Source organism: Anoxynatronum sibiricum, from assembly GCF_039414295.1.
In the GTDB taxonomy this organism is placed as follows: Bacteria; Bacillota; Clostridia; order Peptostreptococcales; family Tindalliaceae; genus Anoxynatronum; species Anoxynatronum sibiricum.
Genome location: NZ_JBCITM010000018.1, coordinates 57,055 through 75,850 on the forward strand (window position 1 = coordinate 57,055; position 18,796 = coordinate 75,850).

The 18,796-nt window shown below is 44.3% G+C and carries 12 protein-coding genes and 1 pseudogene; 1 reads left to right on the forward strand and 12 read right to left on the reverse strand.

The genetic code is table 11. The annotated features are described in order from the left end of the window. Positions 1-38: 38 nt before the first annotated feature. The 3 genes from AAIG11_RS14250 to AAIG11_RS14260 form a co-directional block, all read right to left on the reverse strand. A complete protein-coding gene (locus tag AAIG11_RS14250; protein ID WP_343186904.1) occupies positions 39-3,962 on the reverse strand; it encodes an S-layer homology domain-containing protein in 3,924 nt (1,307 codons plus the stop codon). Positions 3,963-4,002: 40 nt separating this feature from the next. Next, complete coding sequence (locus AAIG11_RS14255) at positions 4,003-4,218, reverse strand: hypothetical protein (protein ID WP_343186905.1); 216 nt, start codon at positions 4,216-4,218, stop codon at positions 4,003-4,005. Between the two features lie 240 nt (positions 4,219-4,458). Next, complete coding sequence (locus AAIG11_RS14260; protein WP_343186906.1) at positions 4,459-4,641, reverse strand: hypothetical protein; 183 nt, start codon at positions 4,639-4,641, stop codon at positions 4,459-4,461. A 91-nt stretch (positions 4,642-4,732) separates the two neighbouring features. Between AAIG11_RS14260 and AAIG11_RS14265 the strand changes: the two genes are divergently transcribed. Further along, a complete protein-coding gene (locus tag AAIG11_RS14265) occupies positions 4,733-5,893 on the forward strand; it encodes a cation diffusion facilitator family transporter (RefSeq protein ID WP_283410503.1) in 1,161 nt (386 codons plus the stop codon). Positions 5,894-6,043: 150 nt separating this feature from the next. Here the strand turns inward: AAIG11_RS14265 and AAIG11_RS14270 are convergent, their stop codons facing one another. From AAIG11_RS14270 to AAIG11_RS14310, 9 genes and pseudogenes are all read right to left on the reverse strand, one after another. Then, on the reverse strand, positions 6,044-6,676 hold the full coding sequence (locus AAIG11_RS14270; RefSeq protein WP_343186912.1) for a phage tail protein: 633 nt from the start codon (positions 6,674-6,676) through the stop codon (positions 6,044-6,046). Between the two features lie 30 nt (positions 6,677-6,706). Then, positions 6,707-7,354: a phage tail protein gene (locus tag AAIG11_RS14275; RefSeq protein ID WP_343186907.1), complete on the reverse strand. Its 648-nt coding sequence runs from the start codon at positions 7,352-7,354 to the stop codon at positions 6,707-6,709. Between the two features lie 97 nt (positions 7,355-7,451). Then, entirely contained in the window at positions 7,452-8,099 is a 648-nt protein-coding gene (locus AAIG11_RS14280) for a phage tail protein (protein ID WP_343186908.1), read from the reverse strand. A 74-nt stretch (positions 8,100-8,173) separates the two neighbouring features. Beyond that, positions 8,174-11,563: an S-layer homology domain-containing protein gene (locus AAIG11_RS14285; protein ID WP_343186909.1), complete on the reverse strand. Its 3,390-nt coding sequence runs from the start codon at positions 11,561-11,563 to the stop codon at positions 8,174-8,176. Between the two features lie 49 nt (positions 11,564-11,612). Further along, positions 11,613-14,081: a stalk domain-containing protein gene (locus tag AAIG11_RS14290; protein WP_343186910.1), complete on the reverse strand. Its 2,469-nt coding sequence runs from the start codon at positions 14,079-14,081 to the stop codon at positions 11,613-11,615. Positions 14,082-14,332: 251 nt separating this feature from the next. Beyond that, positions 14,333-15,433 (reverse strand): response regulator, encoded by a 1,101-nt coding sequence (locus tag AAIG11_RS14295; RefSeq protein WP_343186911.1) that lies wholly within the window; start codon positions 15,431-15,433, stop codon positions 14,333-14,335. Positions 15,434-15,507: 74 nt separating this feature from the next. Further along, positions 15,508-17,181 (reverse strand): histidine kinase N-terminal 7TM domain-containing protein, encoded by a 1,674-nt coding sequence (locus tag AAIG11_RS14300; RefSeq protein ID WP_283410793.1) that lies wholly within the window; start codon positions 17,179-17,181, stop codon positions 15,508-15,510. A 195-nt stretch (positions 17,182-17,376) separates the two neighbouring features. After that, positions 17,377-17,574, reverse strand: a complete 198-nt coding sequence (locus tag AAIG11_RS14305) for an S-layer homology domain-containing protein (protein WP_343186913.1) — start codon at positions 17,572-17,574, stop codon at positions 17,377-17,379. Positions 17,575-17,837: 263 nt separating this feature from the next. Further along, a pseudogene (locus AAIG11_RS14310) lies at positions 17,838-18,683 on the reverse strand (transposase); the annotation flags it as partial. Positions 18,684-18,796 lie beyond the last annotated feature (113 nt).

Sequence of the window (18,796 nt, forward strand, 5' to 3'; positions counted from 1 at the left end):
CATTGAGCTTGTGAATAGGACTTTTATGCATCACGCGATTATTCTTCTGTCCGCTCAATAAATCTTCTGAGCATGGAGCTCACTTCTGCCCTTGTTGCGCTTCCTTTTGGATCAAACGTATTGTCTGGTTTTCCTGAGAGAATACCCATCATTTGAATTTCTTTTACTGCTTCTTTCGCCCATGTACTCATTTCGTCTTCATCATCAAACAGCTTTTCTTCCCTGAGTTTTGCGATGTCGATGTTCATTGCCTTGATATATTTAAGCAGCATAACGGCCATTTGCTCTCTAGATATTGGCATATCTGGTGCAAACTCATCGGATGATACTCCCTTTACGATTCCAGCAGTATTTGCCCATTGGATATATGGCAGGTAGTAAGCATCTGATTTGACATCTTTAAATGAGCTGGATGTAAGATTAGCAGCGTCCACTTTAGCTAATTTCCCTAGAACTGTTACAAACATTCCTCGAGTCATCAGCATATCTGGAGAAAATTTGCCATCTCCCGTGCCACTAAACAGACCTCTCTTGGTTACAAAATCTATATCTGATTTTGCCCAGTGATTTTCAGTATCTGTAAATACTGAAGCGGCACTACTACTTTCCCCAGTCGTTTGTTGTGGCAACTCACCCTCTACTGGTGGTTTTGGTGTTTCAGCTACCGGAGCTTTCATTTGCTCTTGATCGTCCTTATCATCTTTACTTGATGAATCTCCTCCAGAAGAACCATTTCCACTATTATTGCCTGAATTTCCGTTATTACCATTGTTACCATTATCTCCATTACTACTGTTAGTTACTGTCAGTTTGCCGTTTGTATAGCTTATCTCATAGCTTTCAGAGTTTAATACTTCTGCTTCTGATATTGATATGACATACTCGCCGACGACATTCGTATCTGTAGCATTCGTCGTAATGACAGGCTCTTTTGTAAGGCTGTCCGCACCCACCAGTCCATTAACTGTGTAGGTTAGTTTTGGCATGGCGCTTCCTTTTGCAATGCTTAGCTGATCATCTGCTTGGATGTGAAGCACTCTTTTGCTGATGCTTACTGACGTAGATGATAAGGCTTCCAAATAGTTTTGATCTGTCTGCTTTCTTGCTGTTATGATTACATTTCCAGCTTTCTTTATTGTCGCCGTATGACCAATTATGCTCACTACTCCGGCATCCGAGCTTTCAAACGAGAGCCCACCTTCACCGCTTCCTCCTGTAGTCGTTAGAATAAACGCTTCATCCCCATAGGTTTTGGGGCCATTCTGGTGAATGCTTAGTGGCTCTTGTTCCAGCTTGTTCGTGATGACAACTTTTTTAGCCGCATTAGTTCCTGTAATTGCAGATGGATTGGATTCTTCTATTCTCAGTAGGTTTTCACTTGGCGAGACCACCGAGCTTACACTTTGCTCACCAAATGCCTGCGTCTGCGATGTCATTATCTTTGCGTTTTGGGGAGTGAGAATCCTTCTTGTGTCTCCAATTGTGACTCCGTTTGAATTTGCTTCAGTTCCCAATACCAGCAGTGCTATGCTTTTACTGTTCACAACAAGCTTGCCATCATTGACAGCGAGCGCTTTACTTGCCAATATACCAGGCAGGTTTTCTGTTTCAATCTTTAGGAAGCCCGCCCCCTCAACCATTAAGTTATCGCCTGCAAACATTCCAATTTTGTCTGTATTAATGTGACTGATTCCCTGCAGCCTAACAGAAGCTTCTGATGGGAGAATGACCCCGTGCTCCCCTGAAACTCGAATGAATACATCTCCTAAAGCCAGCACTTTATCAATCCCATTGAAGCTGTATCCATCAGTTTCCAATGTGGCATCCGCTTTGTATCCGCCAGGCGCTGGCTCTTGTGTAAAATCCAAAGAACCTTCCACCAAAAATAGCCTGCGGCCCTGTGAGTAAAACGCTGAAGGCGCTCCCTCATCGTTTACTATCTCACTTATTCCATCTCCAGTGATGGTTTTCACATAGTTCTCCTCTGTTTGTGATGGGAAAGCAATCCTCCCATCATTAAGTATCGCTCCACTTCCGCCAAAGCTATCTGTTATCTTGATGCTTGCATTATTGACGATGCTCCCACGATTGATTAGTTCTTTTACCGTTACATCACTGGAAACATTCAGCTTTACCGACTCTTCAATCTCCAGCTTTATCTCAGTTCCCTCTAAGCTTCCATTTAAGGTCAGCTCTCCACTTCCACCAAGAATGACCGCTCCATGAGTATGAATGTCTCTTATCGTGTTTGCTCCAGTAAGGATCATATTTGTTGACTCACTCAGCTTTATATCGCCATCGAAGCTGGCATTATTCAGTCGTAAGGCAGCAGGATTACTTCCGGAGGCTGTGGAGTAAGAGACTTTGCTGTCTCCCAGCACATCATGGCTATTTAGCCTGGTCACTTGCACGCCATTGACATATACGTCATAAATGGTAGTCGCCTTGATATATTTAATGTTTTCAAATTTTCCATTTACATCAGCCCACTCCTCAGCACTTGTGTAAATGGTAGGATTACTGCCATCTCTGTTAGGGCTGATTTCGTAATACACAGGAGCTTCATTTATCGTTACTGGTGTATCAAAAGGATGCACCGCTCCAGAGCCTCCAGAGGCAAGAAATCCACCACCATCTATAGTGATTGACCCTCCGTTAAAAGTTATAACACCATATACCCCATAGCCTGATGTTGGCCCATGATTTCCGGCTTTAGCCTCTACGCTTCCCGTTCCTTCTGCTGTTAGGTTAGAATTATTTAGATGAATTCCAGAGCCATATGTTTTATCTCCAGCATCACCAGATTCTACCACCAGCTTTCCATTTACTCGTATCTCAGCATTAATGGCATCTATCCCTTTAGTATTTCCACCATTTCCAAACTTGGCAAAAGCACTTACCATCGCTTCATTACCTATGGTCATCTGACCATAATATAAATTAATTCCTGTGTTTCGACCTCCGTTATTTGCTCGTCCTATCAAATGCGCCCTGTCTGTAACAGTTGCACTTCCAGTGATAGTCATACCATTACCGGGACTGCTTATATACTCTGTTTCTTTTGCAAAAATACCTTCCAGTTCTACATCATCTTGAACCCTTAAATCTCCATGAAAATAAAGTCCTGAAATCCTTCCTCCAAGTGTCAGCTTGCCATTTCCTGATACTGTTGAATTACCCTTGATATAAGCTCCTACGCTTCTCGTAGCATCAAAATCTCTCATATCAATTGTGTTGTTCCCGTTAATCACTATATCTAAATCGCCTCTACAGAAGAGTCCGTAATGGTTCGCACTTAAATCCCACTTTCCATCGTAGTCTATCTCATCCTTTGGTGCTGCAATTGTAATATTTACTCCATTTAAGGTAAGGGTGCTGGTAGTGCTGTCATAGCTCCAACCTGCACCACTGGTAGTAAAGACTGTTCCATTGCTTATTACCTTTGTTGCTCCCATCCACAGCTCTGTGACGGGATTTGCTCCTCCAGTTAACCTCATTATAGGTGTGGCTGTTCCCACTCGTACGGTTATAGCCGGTAGGGCAACACCACTTTGTGGTACCAGCTCATCTCCCTGGCTGTCTGTAGCGGGTAGTTTTGCTTTGTAGGTATAGATAGCTCCACTTTGTGATGAATCAAAGGTATTTGAATCGCTGTTTGCCTCATCTATCTCCCAGTTTATGTTTTCGATGGTGAAGTTTATGGCTGTGCCTGTTGTCGACTCTGCATAAACAGCATTCACCACGGTGGGCATTTTTGCTTTTGCCTCTGCCTCTGTACTCTCTACTTCCACAGTGATGTTTTTCACATCCTCTGCCAGCTCCTCAAAAGCGATGATTCTCTTTTGGTTTTCTTCCCCCTCTGCAAATACTGCTGATACACTCATTTGAAATATCATCGTAAGTGCAAGCAGCATTGAGAGCATTTTTTTCTGATGGTTTGTTTTAAGCGGATTGGTTTTCAATGTTCTTTGCCTCCTTTGTTCATTTTTGGACTCACAACCTTTATTTGATCCCCTTCAGTTGCTGGGCAGCTGCTTCACTGGACAGCTTTGCAACAGCGGTGCCGGTTTCTGTTTTCTGTGCATGGGGAGAAGTTCCATGGCCTGTCACAGGGTGCCCCATCAGCAGCACCAGCGCTAATGCCAATGCTGTTAAGCGTGCTGCTTTTTTTCTCACAGGAATACGGTTGATAGCTGCTGTCGTTTGATTTGCTTTCATGATGATCCGCCCTTTCTCAATGCCTTTTCAAACTAAAAACAACTACCCCGCCTCTTTCTCAGAGGTGTGGTAGTTGTTTATAAGGTAGCATGATGTCAAGGGTTATTCAATGGGTCATGAACAAGCGGTCGAAAATCTGCACAAGTGGTCATTTGTTTCAGAAATTCATGGCGTCTGGCGTGCCATGGGCGAATATTTTTTATGGAATCGTCCTTTTTATTATTTATCATTGGTATCATTTCAATTTGTCACCGGGTAAATGACCGTATGGGCAAAGCCCTTGACCACTTCTATGTACCCGGACAGCTCTTTGTCCAGTGCCAAGTCGCCGGTGTCCACCACCAGGGGGGCGGTGTCCACCACCAGGGGGGCCTGGTACAGGGCATTCAGCTTGGAGCAGGTGAGAATCAATAGCAGAAACACCCGGCAGCCGGTTGAAAAACAGGGTCATTTATGATATGAACAGAATGAGACGACCGCCATCAACCGACATTGACCGCAGGAGATGAGACCTTTGATTAAGCGAATTATCCGAAAATGGATCAACAATCATGAAGACGTCAGCAATCATGACGTGCGCGAACAGTATATTTCCCTCTCAGGCTACCTGGGCATTTTTTGCAATGTGCTTCTTTTTGCCGTGAAGTTAGCCCTGGGGCTGTTCATCAACAGCATCGCCGTCATTACCGATGCCTTCAATAACATGACAGACATCAGCTCGTCGGTGATTTCCATCATCAGTGCCAAGATTTCCAATAAACCCCCTGACGGCAATCACCCCCACGGCCACGGCCGGGTGGAATACATTGGTTCCCTTGTGGTGGCCGCCCTGATTTTTTTGGTGGGCTTTCAGCTGCTGCAAAAGTCTTTCCAGCGGCTGATGAACCCGGAAGTCGTTCAGTATCACCTGGTGATTGTGGTGATTTTGATCCTCTCCATTCTGGTGAAGCTTTGGATGTTTTCTTATAACCGTTACATTGCCCGCACCATTAATTCCAGCATTAACAAGGCCGCCGCCTATGACAGTATCAGCGATGTGGCCGCCACCTCTCTGGTGGTGGTTTCCATGATCTTGGGCCAGTACACGGCTTTTCCCGTGGATGGTGCCATGGGCCTGCTCATTTCGCTGTTAATCATGTATTCCGGTTTTGACGCCGCCAAAGACACCGCCACCAGTCTGCTGGGAAAAGCCCCGGAGGACCACGTGGTGGATGCAATCTATGACATTGTTGATGGAAGTGCCCTTGTGCTGAAAGCCCATGACTTGGAGGTGCATGAGTATGGCCCGGGAAGGGTAGTGGCCTCCATTCACGCGGAAATGCCGGATACCACCCATATTGTGGATGCCCACACTGTCATTGACCAGCTGGAAAAAGAGGTGAAAAGCCAGATGGGTATTGAACTGACAGTGCACATTGACCCCGTCTCCATCGACACGGCAAAAACAGAGGCGGCGAAGGATCAGGTGCTGGCCTGCCTTAACGAAGCTGTAACCGGTGTCAAGGTGAAGGTGATTCGGGTGGCTCAGGGGGAAAAGAAAACCATGGTCACCGTTGAGGTGACCATGGCAGAACCTGCCGATGAAGACAAAATTGCGGCCATTAAACAGATACTGCATGATCGGATTGAATCTGAATGCAACGATTACCAGCTGGTGATTAATGAGGTTCAGTAGAAGGCGCAAAGGAAGATGGGAGCTTCGCCACATACAAGTGCCATATTAAACTGGGGCAGCTTGGCATCTTCCTTTTCCTGCCGTACTGAACGTGTTTGATCCCTTCTGATACGGGTTGAGACTGTCCCCAACGACGTTTTTCCCTTCTGTTTAATCAAAGCTCGGAAATATTCCCTGCAGTGCGATGATATAGTTTAATCCTAAACTGGGCATCATATTATTGACCGGCTGTCCTCCGCCTACCGCACTCGTCGAAATTTGCGGATCTATTGTCACCTCAATGTTAATGCCATCTGTTGGTGTAGCATTATCGGAATAAATTCTTTCATTTTTATCTCCCCTAGCCAGCATATGGCCTCCTGGTAGTGGCGTATTTCCTTCATTGTTGGTGTATTCAATGGTTCCAGTTACATCAGCCGTTACCTCAGCAGTATGACTGTGGGCAGGTAGATTTGCTGGTATAAGGGTTACGGTGGCACTGCCACCCTTATCGCCTACATTATACCCATCTCCAGCACCAATGGCTACCCGATCCCTTAAGTCAGGTAACGCAAATGTGGTTACTCCATCGCCTCCATAGGTGGTACCCAGCAGTGCAAAAAGTGCTTGGTTCTGATTAATGAGTAGCAGCTGTCCATTACAAAGGGCCCAGCCTTTTGGGGCAAAATTTCCTGCAAATATCCTAATTTCTCCAAGATAGGCCTCATTTGCCCAGGTTTGTAAGGTAAAAAGGCTGCACAGGAGAATGGTGATGATGATCATTCCTGAAATCTTTTTTTTCATTTTTTCCACCGTCCTTCTTCATTGTTGTATTTAAGGTCTTATAGGAAACAAGCCCTCCAAAGCAATGATGTATCGAACTGTTATATAGGGCTGCATGTTGCTCACAGGCAGGCTTTCGCCGGCATCTGTAAAGGTAACCAACGCATCTGTTCCTGCCTCATTTACTGTTGCAGTCTCTACCGCAGCACCCACACCATCGGAGTAAATTCTTTCATTTTCATTTCCCCTTGACAACACGTGGTTTGCCTGGGGTTCAGGGCTGCTTCCCATGGCATCCGAAACTTTAATGGTTCCCTCTACCTCCAGATCCATCGTTATCTCATGCCGATGGGCGGGCATTTGAGCTTCTATAAGGGTTACTTCCTTTGTTCCCATCTCTTCTCCTAATGACCTGTCTGTTAAGCCTGTTCCCTGACCTGGATGCACAGGTACCCTTCCCCTCAAATCTGGCAGCGCAAAGGTAGTTTGTCCATCGCCGCCATAGGTGGTACCAAGTAGTGAAAATAATGCTGTGTTTTGACTAATGGGTAATAGCTGCCCTTCACAGAAGGCCCAACCTCTTGGAGGTTTATCTCCTGAACCGGCAAAAATGGTAATTTCTCCAATAAATGGATCCCTTGCCCAGCTTTGCATGGTAAAGAAACTGCAAAGGATAAGGGTCACCATGATGATTTTCATCATTTTTCTTTTCATTATATATCCAATCCTTTCCATTATCTTCTTTTAGGATTCGATTGCTTGCTATCAGTTAAGCTTCTTGCCGATGCATGCCTCTTTAAAACTGAGATGGATAAATGCCCTGTAGGGATATAATATAGTTGATATGGAGAACAGGCTGTATGTTTTCAACAGGCTGTGACTGCCCTACCATATTGGTAAGGGCAGTAGTGTCCACCTTTACCTCAATATGTGTCCCTCCCAGTGCTTCATTTGCAGAAGCTGCAGGGGCATATATTTTTTCGTTTTTTGCCGTCTTTGCCAGTAGAAGCATGGCTGACATAGGCACATTTCCAACATCGGGGGTGGTTTTAAGGAGATCAAAAACCGTTAGTTTTGTGGTTGTATGCACATGAGGCGGTATATTTTGTACTGTCAGCGTGACCGTTTCCATACCCCTCATTTCACCTAATGAGACTACGTTTCCAGCATGTACTGGTCCACGGCCCCTTAGGTCGGGAAGGGCAAAATTAGTTTCTCCATCGCCGCCATAGGTGGTGCCGATTATCTGAAATAGAGTGTCGTTTTCAGAAATCGATATCAGCTGCCCTTCACAAAATGCCCAACCAACTGGTGCAAAGTTACCGGCAAACATTCTAATTTCTCCGATATATGGGTCAGAAGCCCAGCTCTGTATCATAAACATGGGACATAAGATGAGTGTGATCACGAAGACCCGCAAGCATTTTATTTTCATGACTTTCATTTCTCCTCTCTAAAGACCTGATTAAAGACCTGATTAAAGACCTGATTTTAAATGGTTGTGATGCCTTTTTTCTATTACAGCTGCCCAGGATCGACGATCACAAAACCTTTAATGACTGAACTCGAAGATGGCGTCCAAAAAAGTTTCCTGTCACTGCCATCAAGCTTTGATGAATAAATGGTTCCAGTAGAATCGGTTATCCAGTACAACCGCTCCTTCGTGATGGCGATTCTCTTCACCCCGGGGTAGCTGCTGCCTTCATCTGCTGTAGAAACAACCGCTTCTTTACCTGTTCCATCCAGATTGGCATTGTTTATCTGATTGTTATCATAGTCGCTCCAATAGACTTTTCCGTTGCTTTGGTCTATGGCGATGGTATCGACGCTTTGGGGGCTGCCCGTAGTTGCGATTACCGTTTCTCTTTCACTTCCATCGAGATGTGATCTTTCAATCACCAGGCTGCTATCCCCCACCCAGTAGAGCTTGTCTCCACTGATGGCCAATGCAAAGGGTCCTTTATAGGTGGCAGTACTTCTATCTGCCTGTGAAATGATGGTGCTTACTTCTGTTCCATCAATGTTGGTCCTCTTTATGGCATTGTTGCCGTAGTCTCCCCAGTAAACCCAACCATTGATTGGATCTACGGCGATGCCGGTGACATTGCTTATCCCTGTGTTGACCAAGGTTCTTCTGTCGGAGCCATTTAAATTAGCGGATTCTATTTTTTGAGAATCCTGTCCTGCCCAATAAACCCGCCCCCCTGCTACAGTGATTGCCTGTGGTCCAGAATAGGGGCTGTCATCCACTTGAGAGACAACCGTGGTTTTTTCCCCGGTGGTGATGCCTAATTTTTCAATCGCATTTTCTGTGTAGCTTGCATAATACAGCTCATATTCAAAGGTTTTCTCAGAGGTCATCGTATAAGCTGCTTTGTTTCCCGATTGATCCCTGACAATCACATTGACATAATAATGCGTATCGGCCTCCAGCCCAGATATCACGATGCTGTCAATATCTGCTGTGTAGTCTCCTGCAGGGGTTCCGTTGGCTTCCATTTCTGCAACGGTGCTTATATTGTTTGTCTCTGAGTGATAAGCTGCGTATTCTAATTGAGAAACCGCTGTTTTGTCATCAGCTGCCTTGGTCCAACTCAGCTTCATACCATCTGTCTTGACCTCTGATATTGTCAGCATGCCTCCATCTCCTGGGGCAGGCGGCGTATTATCAGGGTGTATGGTAATGATTTTGCTGCCCGTTACACTTGAATGGTGCTTTGCGGTCGCCCTTACGTTGACAGTTCCTGCTGTTGTTGCGGTTAATAGGCCGTCTTCATCAATGGTTGCCGTCCCTGTCATGGCGTCTACTGACCATAGGATCTCTTGATTACTTGCATTGGCTGGTGAAACCGCTGCCCGCATCTGTAACGTGTTGCCTTCTTCGATTTCGGTTATATCTCCCGCTGACGTTACGATGATTTCTGTGATCTCGATGGTTAATGTCGTCACTAGGAAACTGGTGGTCGCACTGCCGCCTCTGCCATCCGTTGCGGTAATCACGACTGTCCTTGCTTCTGCTATTGTGGGTGTATACCGCCACACCTCATTATCGATGGTTCCTACGTTAGCGCTTAATGTCAATGGGTCGCCATCGATATCTTCAAACACATTGCTTAAATCGACCATTATCTCTATTCCTACAAAGGCATCTGATATGGCATATACGGTACTTGTGACTGTTGGCGGATTGTTGGTGGGATCCGTTACTGCTGTTACTGTCACCTTGAAGGTTGTGGTCGCACTGCCACCCTTGCCATCCGCTGCAGTAATGACGACTGTCATGGTTCCCGATGCTGTTGGTGTATAGCTCCATATACCATTTTCAACTTTTCCCAGATTTGTACTTATGATTAAAGGATCTCCATCCTTGTCTTCAAAGGTATTTCTCAAATCCACTGTTAGTTGGATTCCCAGAGCAGCGTTGTTGATATCTTGTACTGGCTGTACTACCTTCGGTGGATTGTTGGGTATGCTTCCACCGCCATTGTCGTCAGGAGTACCACTGTCGCCGCCAGAATTACCTCCACCGGAGTTATTGCCGGAGTTGCCACCGGAGCCACCGCCTCCTGTAGTGATGGTTGTCGTGATGGTTGTACTGCGATTGACTGTCTTTCCTCCTACCCTTGATGTGATCCCTTCTCCTATATTGATGATAGATGGAACCGGAGCAATCATAACGTCATTGCTGTTAATCTGTGCGGTTTCTATGTTGCCTGAGCCAGTTACTTGGGTAGGTGCATGGATATTTAAATGTGTTACGGTTGTTCCGTTGCTTAGGTTAATCATCGCATCGGCAGCAGCTTCTTCTACCACCAGGGTATTGATGGATCCAGTTTGCATATGTAGCGTTGCGTTGCCGGCACCTATATTGACACTTTCAAAAGCGCCTATCAAGGTTATGGCGGCTCCCTGATAAATGTTGATTGTTGTAAATCCATCTTCGGTAAGGCTCTGAGCTTCCTCAAGAATGGCATCCGAATAAGCAACGACTTCCCCAACGTGGGTGTCTCCATATGCTACCAGTCTGACAGCACTGTTGTCTGGAAGATCAATTATGATCTGACTTCCATTGAAATCAATCAGTATAATACTGTTTGGCCCGCCACCATATACGATGGTTTTTCCCTTTACTGTTATGTTCTCCAGGGTTACGTCTCCATCTCCGATGGCGGCCGCTAATATTAAATCTCCTTCTATCACCATGTTTTTCAGCGCTGCCTGCTGGGCACTTATGGTGACATTTCCTTTGATTGTTTTTGTTTCTTCAGCGGTTCCATAAATTCCCTTCCTGCTTATTAATTCTCCGACGACCTTATCCAGCATCACGACTGCTTCTGCCCTTGTTATATCTCCCGCCGGTCTTAATGTCGCATCAGGATAACCGCTTACATACCCCCCTTTTACGACTGCATCCATATAGCTTCTGCTCCAGGTTGGCACTGTCTCTTTGTCGTTAAATCTTTCTATTGCTGTCAGATCTTCTGAGGCATTTAGTTTTAAAATCTGCGTGATAACAGCAGCTGCTTCTTGTCTGGTAATTGGCTGATTTGGATACAGCTTGTCTTCTTTATACCAATCAAAATACTTGTTATGCTTTGCTATTGCTGTTGCCTGGTGATACCAGCTTTCTTTCTCTATGTCTTCATAGTTTTCTTCTGTTGTCGCGTCGTAGCCATAGAGCTTGTTGATCAACGTGATAAATTCTGCCCGGGTTATTTTTCCGTCAGGTCTGTAGCTTCCATCTGGATAACCTTTCATCCATCCCCCTGCAATCCACTGTCTCATGTTTTTCTCTGCCCAATGCCCCTGTAAATCGTCCTTGCTATTGCCCTCTCCAAAAACAACTGTGGGGGAAATCATTACTACAATGAGGATCATCGCTAAGATTTTCTTTGTTTTGCTGTTCATAGGTGCACCTCCTCAATAAGTTTCTGTTTATAATGTCGCTTCATTTCTTTTATTTTTCTATGCGAATCTCTCTTGTTCCCTCATCATATGTCACCGTTGCTCCCAGCAGCTCTCCGATAACCCTCAGGGGTACAAAGGTGCGACCGGGAGGGATAATTCTTGGTTCGGTATCTATCAGGATCATTTCGCCATTCACCAGGACTTCTTTAGAGCCGATGGTCAGCAGGATTTCTGTGTCTCCTTCTGTGATCAGTACCTGTCTTGTCTCTGGCAGCCAGGCCACCGTTGCTCCCAGGGCTTCGCTGATGAATTTGAGAGGTACCAGGATTCTGTTGGTTTCACCATCAATAAAAGGCATGGCATCCAGCTGATGGGTTTCATTATTTAGTACAATCTCCCGTTTTCCGATGGTGAGAAGGATCCTTTTTTGAGGAGGGCTTGCTTCCTGTGTGTCTTTTGAGCCTTCAATTTCTTTTATTTCTTCTGTTTTTTCGGTTTCGTTTGTCTGCTGTTGTTTATCCTGGTTGCTTCCTGAGGTGCCGCCGCCGGATCCACCGCCTCCACTTGCTGCCGCTCTATTCATATGAATCGCATAAGTCTTAGTACTTCCATTCTCAGCTGTTATTAAGATGGTGATCATGTTATTTCCTGTGTTCAGACTTATTGGTATCACATTCCCACCAATGACTTTTGTTCCATTGATTGTTACTGTTGCGTTACTATCTGCCGTAACTGTGGTCAGCTTTATGCTGGTGACCCGGTTGTCTACATTAACACTGTATTGCAATGTATTTTCACTAAACCCAGGGTTCAACGTACCTGCGCTGATTGTCAGTGATTTTAAGTTAGCGTTATCTGAGGGAATAGACCCTTTTACAACATGAACTGTCAGGGTTTCCGTGCTGTTATTGTTGAACCATATGCTGAATTCCATCACTTCTCCCGCTGTTAAGGTTAAGGCCTCCAAATAATCAGCCTGTAGCGTCAGCTTATTTCCATTGACTGTATAATCTGTACCCAGCACCAAATTTTCACTTCCATGAACTACCGCTGTGACACTAGCGGCACTTCCCCATGTGATTGTAGTGAATCTATCCGTTGGCGCTGTCAAATCATAGTTCACTGATGCAGGATGAATGGTGGGCATCACCGGGGCTGCGATGTTTACTGTCACTGTTGTCGAAACGGCGCTGAAATATGTGTCTCCCTCTTTAGTAACTGTAATGGCAGCTGTTCCTGCCTCCACTGCAGTAACAATCCCTTCATGGCTCACATCCACGCCGCTTCCGCTCACACTGTAGGTGATGGCACCGGTGGTGCTTCCACCACTGATTAAGCTGCTGAGGTTACAGGTTTCACCAATTATCAGGCTGGTGGGCGCACCGGTGACGATCAGGGGCGCCTGGTCTTTTGCCTCAGGGCCATAGGCACCGTCTATCATGACACCATTTTTGTCTCTTGCCCCGGCACCTTCTATTGTGCAATAGGTATAGGGTTTTTCCACCCCTTCAGGGATACCAGCATCGACACCGTAGGTTGTGAAGATGACAGTAGGGTTCTGGTTGCCATCACCCTGAATTCTCAAGGTGCCATTACTTGTATTGTCGCTGCCTGAACCAATATCCCAGCCATTTTGACGTTCCAGTATTGGGCCGCCGCCTGTTGCTGTCACTCGGGCATTTCCTGAAATGCTGACTGTCCCACTGCCTCCGTTAAGGCCGCCGCCGATGCCTGCTGCAGCCCTGCCCCCTGCGGCACTAACAGTTCCTCCCGTGATATTGATGATACCACCGCTGCCGCCAGTGCCGCCACCAATACCTGCTCCATAATCTCCGCCTATGGCCGTAACCGTTCCCCCTGAAATATTGATTGTACCACCGTTACCAAGCCCGCCACCCCCAAGGCCTGCTCCACTGTTTCCTCCCATGGCTGTTATTGTGCCGCCTATTATGTTGATTATACCACCTGCTTGATTATTACTCCCGCCAATACCTGCACTGGAACTACCTGTAAAAGCATTCTCGGCTTTTAGACTGCCCGGTCCCTTTATCGTCAAGGTTGCTCCCTCGGGTACCTTTAACCCAGGTTGAAGCGAATTGCTCCTCAAGAAATTGTCTCCTACTAAAGTGAGATTGACAATTGCACCAGACATGTCAAAGACACATATGCTCAAGCTGAAACTTGTTCTGCTTATATTTGCATCAGATAAAGTGATATTTGCCGTTACGCCACTATTCACCACAACCCTGTTGGTTGTGGTGGTACCGGTGATGATGATGTTATCCGCTGCATAGACAAACGCTGTCACACTTGGCGATGATTGATGTGTGACTGCAATCTTGCCAGCATGCTCTCCTGTTCCTGATGCTATCGTGATATTCCCTTCATTGATGTGAAAGGTATGATTGGCAGCAGCACTACCTCCAGCATCCCCATATACCGGCAAACCTGCTGGGGCGATCACTGATAATACCAGTGCCAGAATAATAACCAGGGCCAGTCTTTGTTTCATTTTCATCTTTATCCGCTCCTCACTTTTCCTTAAATGTCAAAACGCTCCTGTTGTAAAATAAGTTCACGATAGAGGATGATTCTAAAGAACAACTCTATTGTTATCTTGATTATACTAAAGCCCTCTGACACGATTCTGACAAACAATGGTTACTGGCAAACGTTATAAATCTTCCTTCACATAAAAAAACAAGGCCCCAGAAACAGATTCCAGTTCCGGGGTCTTGGAAGGTCCTGCAAGGAAGCATCGTTTTTGCACTACTCCTCAACAGATAAGTCTTTTATTCGCTTCGAGGGGGTCGCATCATACTCCTCTTCCAGGGTGCGTTCCAACCATTGATAATGGTTAAAGGCAGCTACGGCATTGCCTGTTTTCTGATAGATGTTCATCAGCCTATAATTTAAATCTTCATCAAAAGGAGCCAGTTTTGTGATGCCCTTTAAAACCCTTACGGTCGCCTCTTCACATCCTCTAGTGCTATAGGCATTCATCATCTCTTTCAAGGCGATCAAAAGATCTTCCCGCAGCTGTTGATCCTTTCCTGTGGCCCATAAATACCCTTCTTCTGCTAAGAAACCTTTCGCAAACAGAATTCCTGCCTTTTCAACCGCAGTGTATGTGGCCGTATTCTCCCGATTAAAGCTGCTTAAGGCTTGTGTCACATGGAAATAATCACTGACTCCCTCTGTTATCCATAGACAGTAGCTGTTATCACTGTAGTTCAGTTGTACTGACTTTTTTATTGAAGAAAAAAGATTTCGAATTTTGCATACGGATGTTTGTAAAATCTGCAGTGCTTTTTCCTGATCATGTTCGGGCCAAAGATCTTCAATGATTTTTTCTTTGTGGATATAATGACCCTGCTCCATTAGCAGGTAAGCAAACAGTTCTTTGGCCTTGGTTCGTTGCCATTTAACCGGATTATCGCCGATGGTAACCATTAGCTTACCAAAAACTCTGATATGAAAGATTGTTGCTGACTCCTGGCTTTGAGCGCCGATTTCATTTTTAATTTTTTCAACCATTCGCTGAAATCGTTCAGCTTTTATGGGTTTTAGAATATAGTCAATGGCATTGATGTCAAATGCCTGGACTGCGTACTGATTATAGCTGGTTATAAAAACGATTATCAGAGCGGCGTTTGTCTCTAACAGCTTTTCAGCAAGGGTAATACCATCCATTTCAGGCAGATCGATATCGATAAATGCCACTTGAGGAGCGGTCATTTCAATTTCCTCGAGAGCCATTAAAGGATTTTGATACTTACCAACAACATGAAACGACTCCGTTTTGTCAATAAAGTCACTGGATTCTTCAAGGTTGTACCATTCGTCATCTACCACTATGGCTCTAATCATCATCACTTCAACTCCGTTTAACTTAAGAATAGTTTCATTATAGCAAAGGGCTCTGACAGGATTCTGACAAATAGTTACGCTCTGGCGCCAGAGATCGGAATCGAAAAGGCGACGATTGTCCCCTCGCCTAATCTGCTTTCTATTTCAAGCCCCGCACCATAATTTTTGATTAATCTTTTATGGATGTTAGGAATTCCTATTCCTTCATTGTGTTTTTCTTCTGCCGTTAACCGCAGAAGTTTTTCAGGAGGCATCCCAACTCCATCGTCCTTTACTTTGAAATTTATCTTTTCCTCGTCATGGTCAATCATTAGCCAGATATTGCCTCCTGCTCCCTTTTTTAATATGCCATGGCAGATAGCGTTTTCCACCAGTGGCTGGAGAATCAGTCGAGGTATATTGAGTGCAGGAGTAGAGGTATGGATAATTTGAAAATTAAGCCTTTCACCAAATCTTGTCTTTTCAATGGCTACATATGTCCTGACTGCTTCCAGTTCTTCTTCTATTAACACCATTGAAGAAGTGCTGTCGAAGTAGCATCTATTGGCAAGGTATTCACCCAGATTTCCGATAAGCTCCCGGGCCCCTTCGGGATCCCTTTTAATCATGGCACCAATCACACTTAACGTGTTATTTAAAAAATGGGGATTGATTTGAGCTTGTAAGAAAGAAATCTCATTGATCTCTGCCTTATCAATCGCAGTGGAGGCAATGTCTTCCAATACTTTTTGATTATCGACAAACAGGGTAATATCGTTGACCGTAAGTATTTGGCCAATTTCCAGTTCTTCCTCTACTATCTTGGTGATTACAGCCGAATAATATCTTGCCTGACCATTTTGGCGTAAAGTAAACTGGGGAACGGGGTTTTCATCGGAGATTCCATTAAGTTCTGGATGCTTTTCTAAAAATGAAGTGAAGTTACCCTTCGCAGGCACATTCAGGTCGGGGTAGATTTTTAGAAAGGCTTCATTGGCATCGACAATGTAATCCGTTGAGTCAATGAGGATAACCCCTTCTTTGGCTTGTTTGAATACTATCTCTGTCGCTATGGGAATGGTGTTAAAAACCCGAAGATAGAAGATACCAAAGATATACAGCATTCCCGAAAATATGGAGACAACCGGAAAGTAATCAATCCCAAGATAACTGGTATTGGTAGCATTTAAATAAACGGTAAGCCACGGTAGTATTGAAGAAGTTATCATGACTAAATAGCCGTATCTGTGCATACCTGTGGCCCTTAGTAACCCTCGCAGGTAATAAAACATGGCTATCATACCTAAAAGGGTCCCTGAAGCGACCATTAAAAAAAAGAGAGGCCCTTTTTCAGTAATAATTACAGAGAAATACCCGTTGCTTTCAAAGCGATAAGCGGAAATATAAAGCCCGTGATAGGAATTGGTAAAGAAAATCGCAATATATAAAAGAGGGTGATACAGTCCTGCGTATTTAGCTATTTGTAAGTGCTTTTTCGAAGCCCTGGCATACTCCATGCTCATCAACAGCCAAAGATAATGTTGAACTGGGATGGGTATATGTTGCAAATTAAACCAAACCAGAGCCGACGTTAAGTCTGGGGCATTCATTTCACCAATATATGCCCCGCCATAAAAAATTGCTGAGATCAAGAGCATGATAAAATACTTAGCTGCCGGCATTTTTCTTCTTTTATAAGCATAGTTGATCAGTAGCAATGCACATAGAATCATTAGAATAAGCACGGATGTTATTATTGGTTTGACCATTTCCATCCCTCCTGGTCAGCGTTATCAATGCTGTTGGGTTTTATGCATGCCAAGTGTGTCATCACTTACACATATTGTACGCTAGACATGCGCATTTGTCAGGTTCTTTTAATTATGTAAATACACCTCCTGGTAGTGTAAAGCCAGAAGGTGTTTGTTTTGATACCTATTATATTATTTGAATCTTCACTATGTTTACGGGTTAATCAGTTGTGCCTTTACCAGTAAGTTTCTGACAGCTGTCGCTGCTTCAGCATGGGTGAAAGTGTCTTTCGGATTAATGGTTTCCCCAGTCTTTCCGCTAAAGACTCCTATGCTAACCGTTTTTTTGACAGCCTCATAAGCCCAGTCAGCCACTTGGTCTTTGTCTTTATCATTTTCATAGGTTAAGATTCTTTATAGGAGTTTCTCCGCCAAGAAACAGTTCGGATCAACGTCTTGAAAAAACTGGATGATATTTGAGGTTTTTTGTTAGATACTTTGATGTAGGTTTACATGCAAATCCCCAAAACAAAAACACTTCCTGCACTGGAGGCCACTGAAAAAGAACCATTTTTTCAATAACAATATTAGCAAATCAAAACAGAGCATGAACTATGCAGGTTTTTCACTGAATAGTTCGTGCTCTGTTTATTAATTAGTCAGTTTTCTCTATATTATTGTCCTATCAACTTGAGTATTCTTTTAATATTCACCGTGAAAATTGAGAGTGTCCCTTGCATCTGCATACCAATTAAGCCCGAAGCTATTGCTACATCATACCCGTGCTGATGTTTTAGTTCGCTATTTTTTGCTTCAATCATATAGCGTTCTTTGGCTCGCTCTTTGAAGTATTTTGTTTCTTCAAACGCCTTTTGCTCTTTGTGAAGGTCTGATTTAATTGATACAGAATAGGATTTAGAATGAGCTCCTTCTTTGTAACAGCCTTCACGATTAGAACACCGCTTGCATATCTCAACATCGAAATAGTATGTGGTGACTTGATTTCTAATTTTCTTACCACCTCGTGCTTTTCTTATGGCCATATGGTCAGCTGGACAAACATAAAGTCCTGCATCTTTGTTAAATTCGAACTTATTGTGTTGCTTGCGTGCACCTTGCGAAATAACGGGATTGAGTTTTAAAATCAGTTTAATCTTATTCTCTCGGAAATAGTCCAAATTTCTTTTTTCAGAATAGGCTGCGTCTCCAATGACTTCCTCAATCGTCATGCCAGCTTGCTGGCTCTTCTCAACCAGTGTTTGGAGTTCTTTTCCGTCGTTTTTTTCTCCTGTTGTAACTGTGGCACCGGTAATGATGCGTTCTTCACTCATCGCAAGATGTGTTTTATACCCAAAAGCAGTATCGGCTGTCTTGTGACCAGTACGAGCGTCTTCATCTTTTGAAAGTGCTAACTGTTCAAGGTTATCTGCAATAGCTTCATTTAGGTAATTCAATCGTTCCTGCACTTTTGCGAAAGCTGAAAGTTCAGGGATCATTTCTACAGTGTGTTTTTGGCAATAGAGAAATACAACTTTTGGCAGTCAAAAATGCAATTACCAGCGTTACCAAAATTACTTCATTAATGAATTGGCCATACGATAACTTTTCCCTGTGAACATTAACATATGAGAAT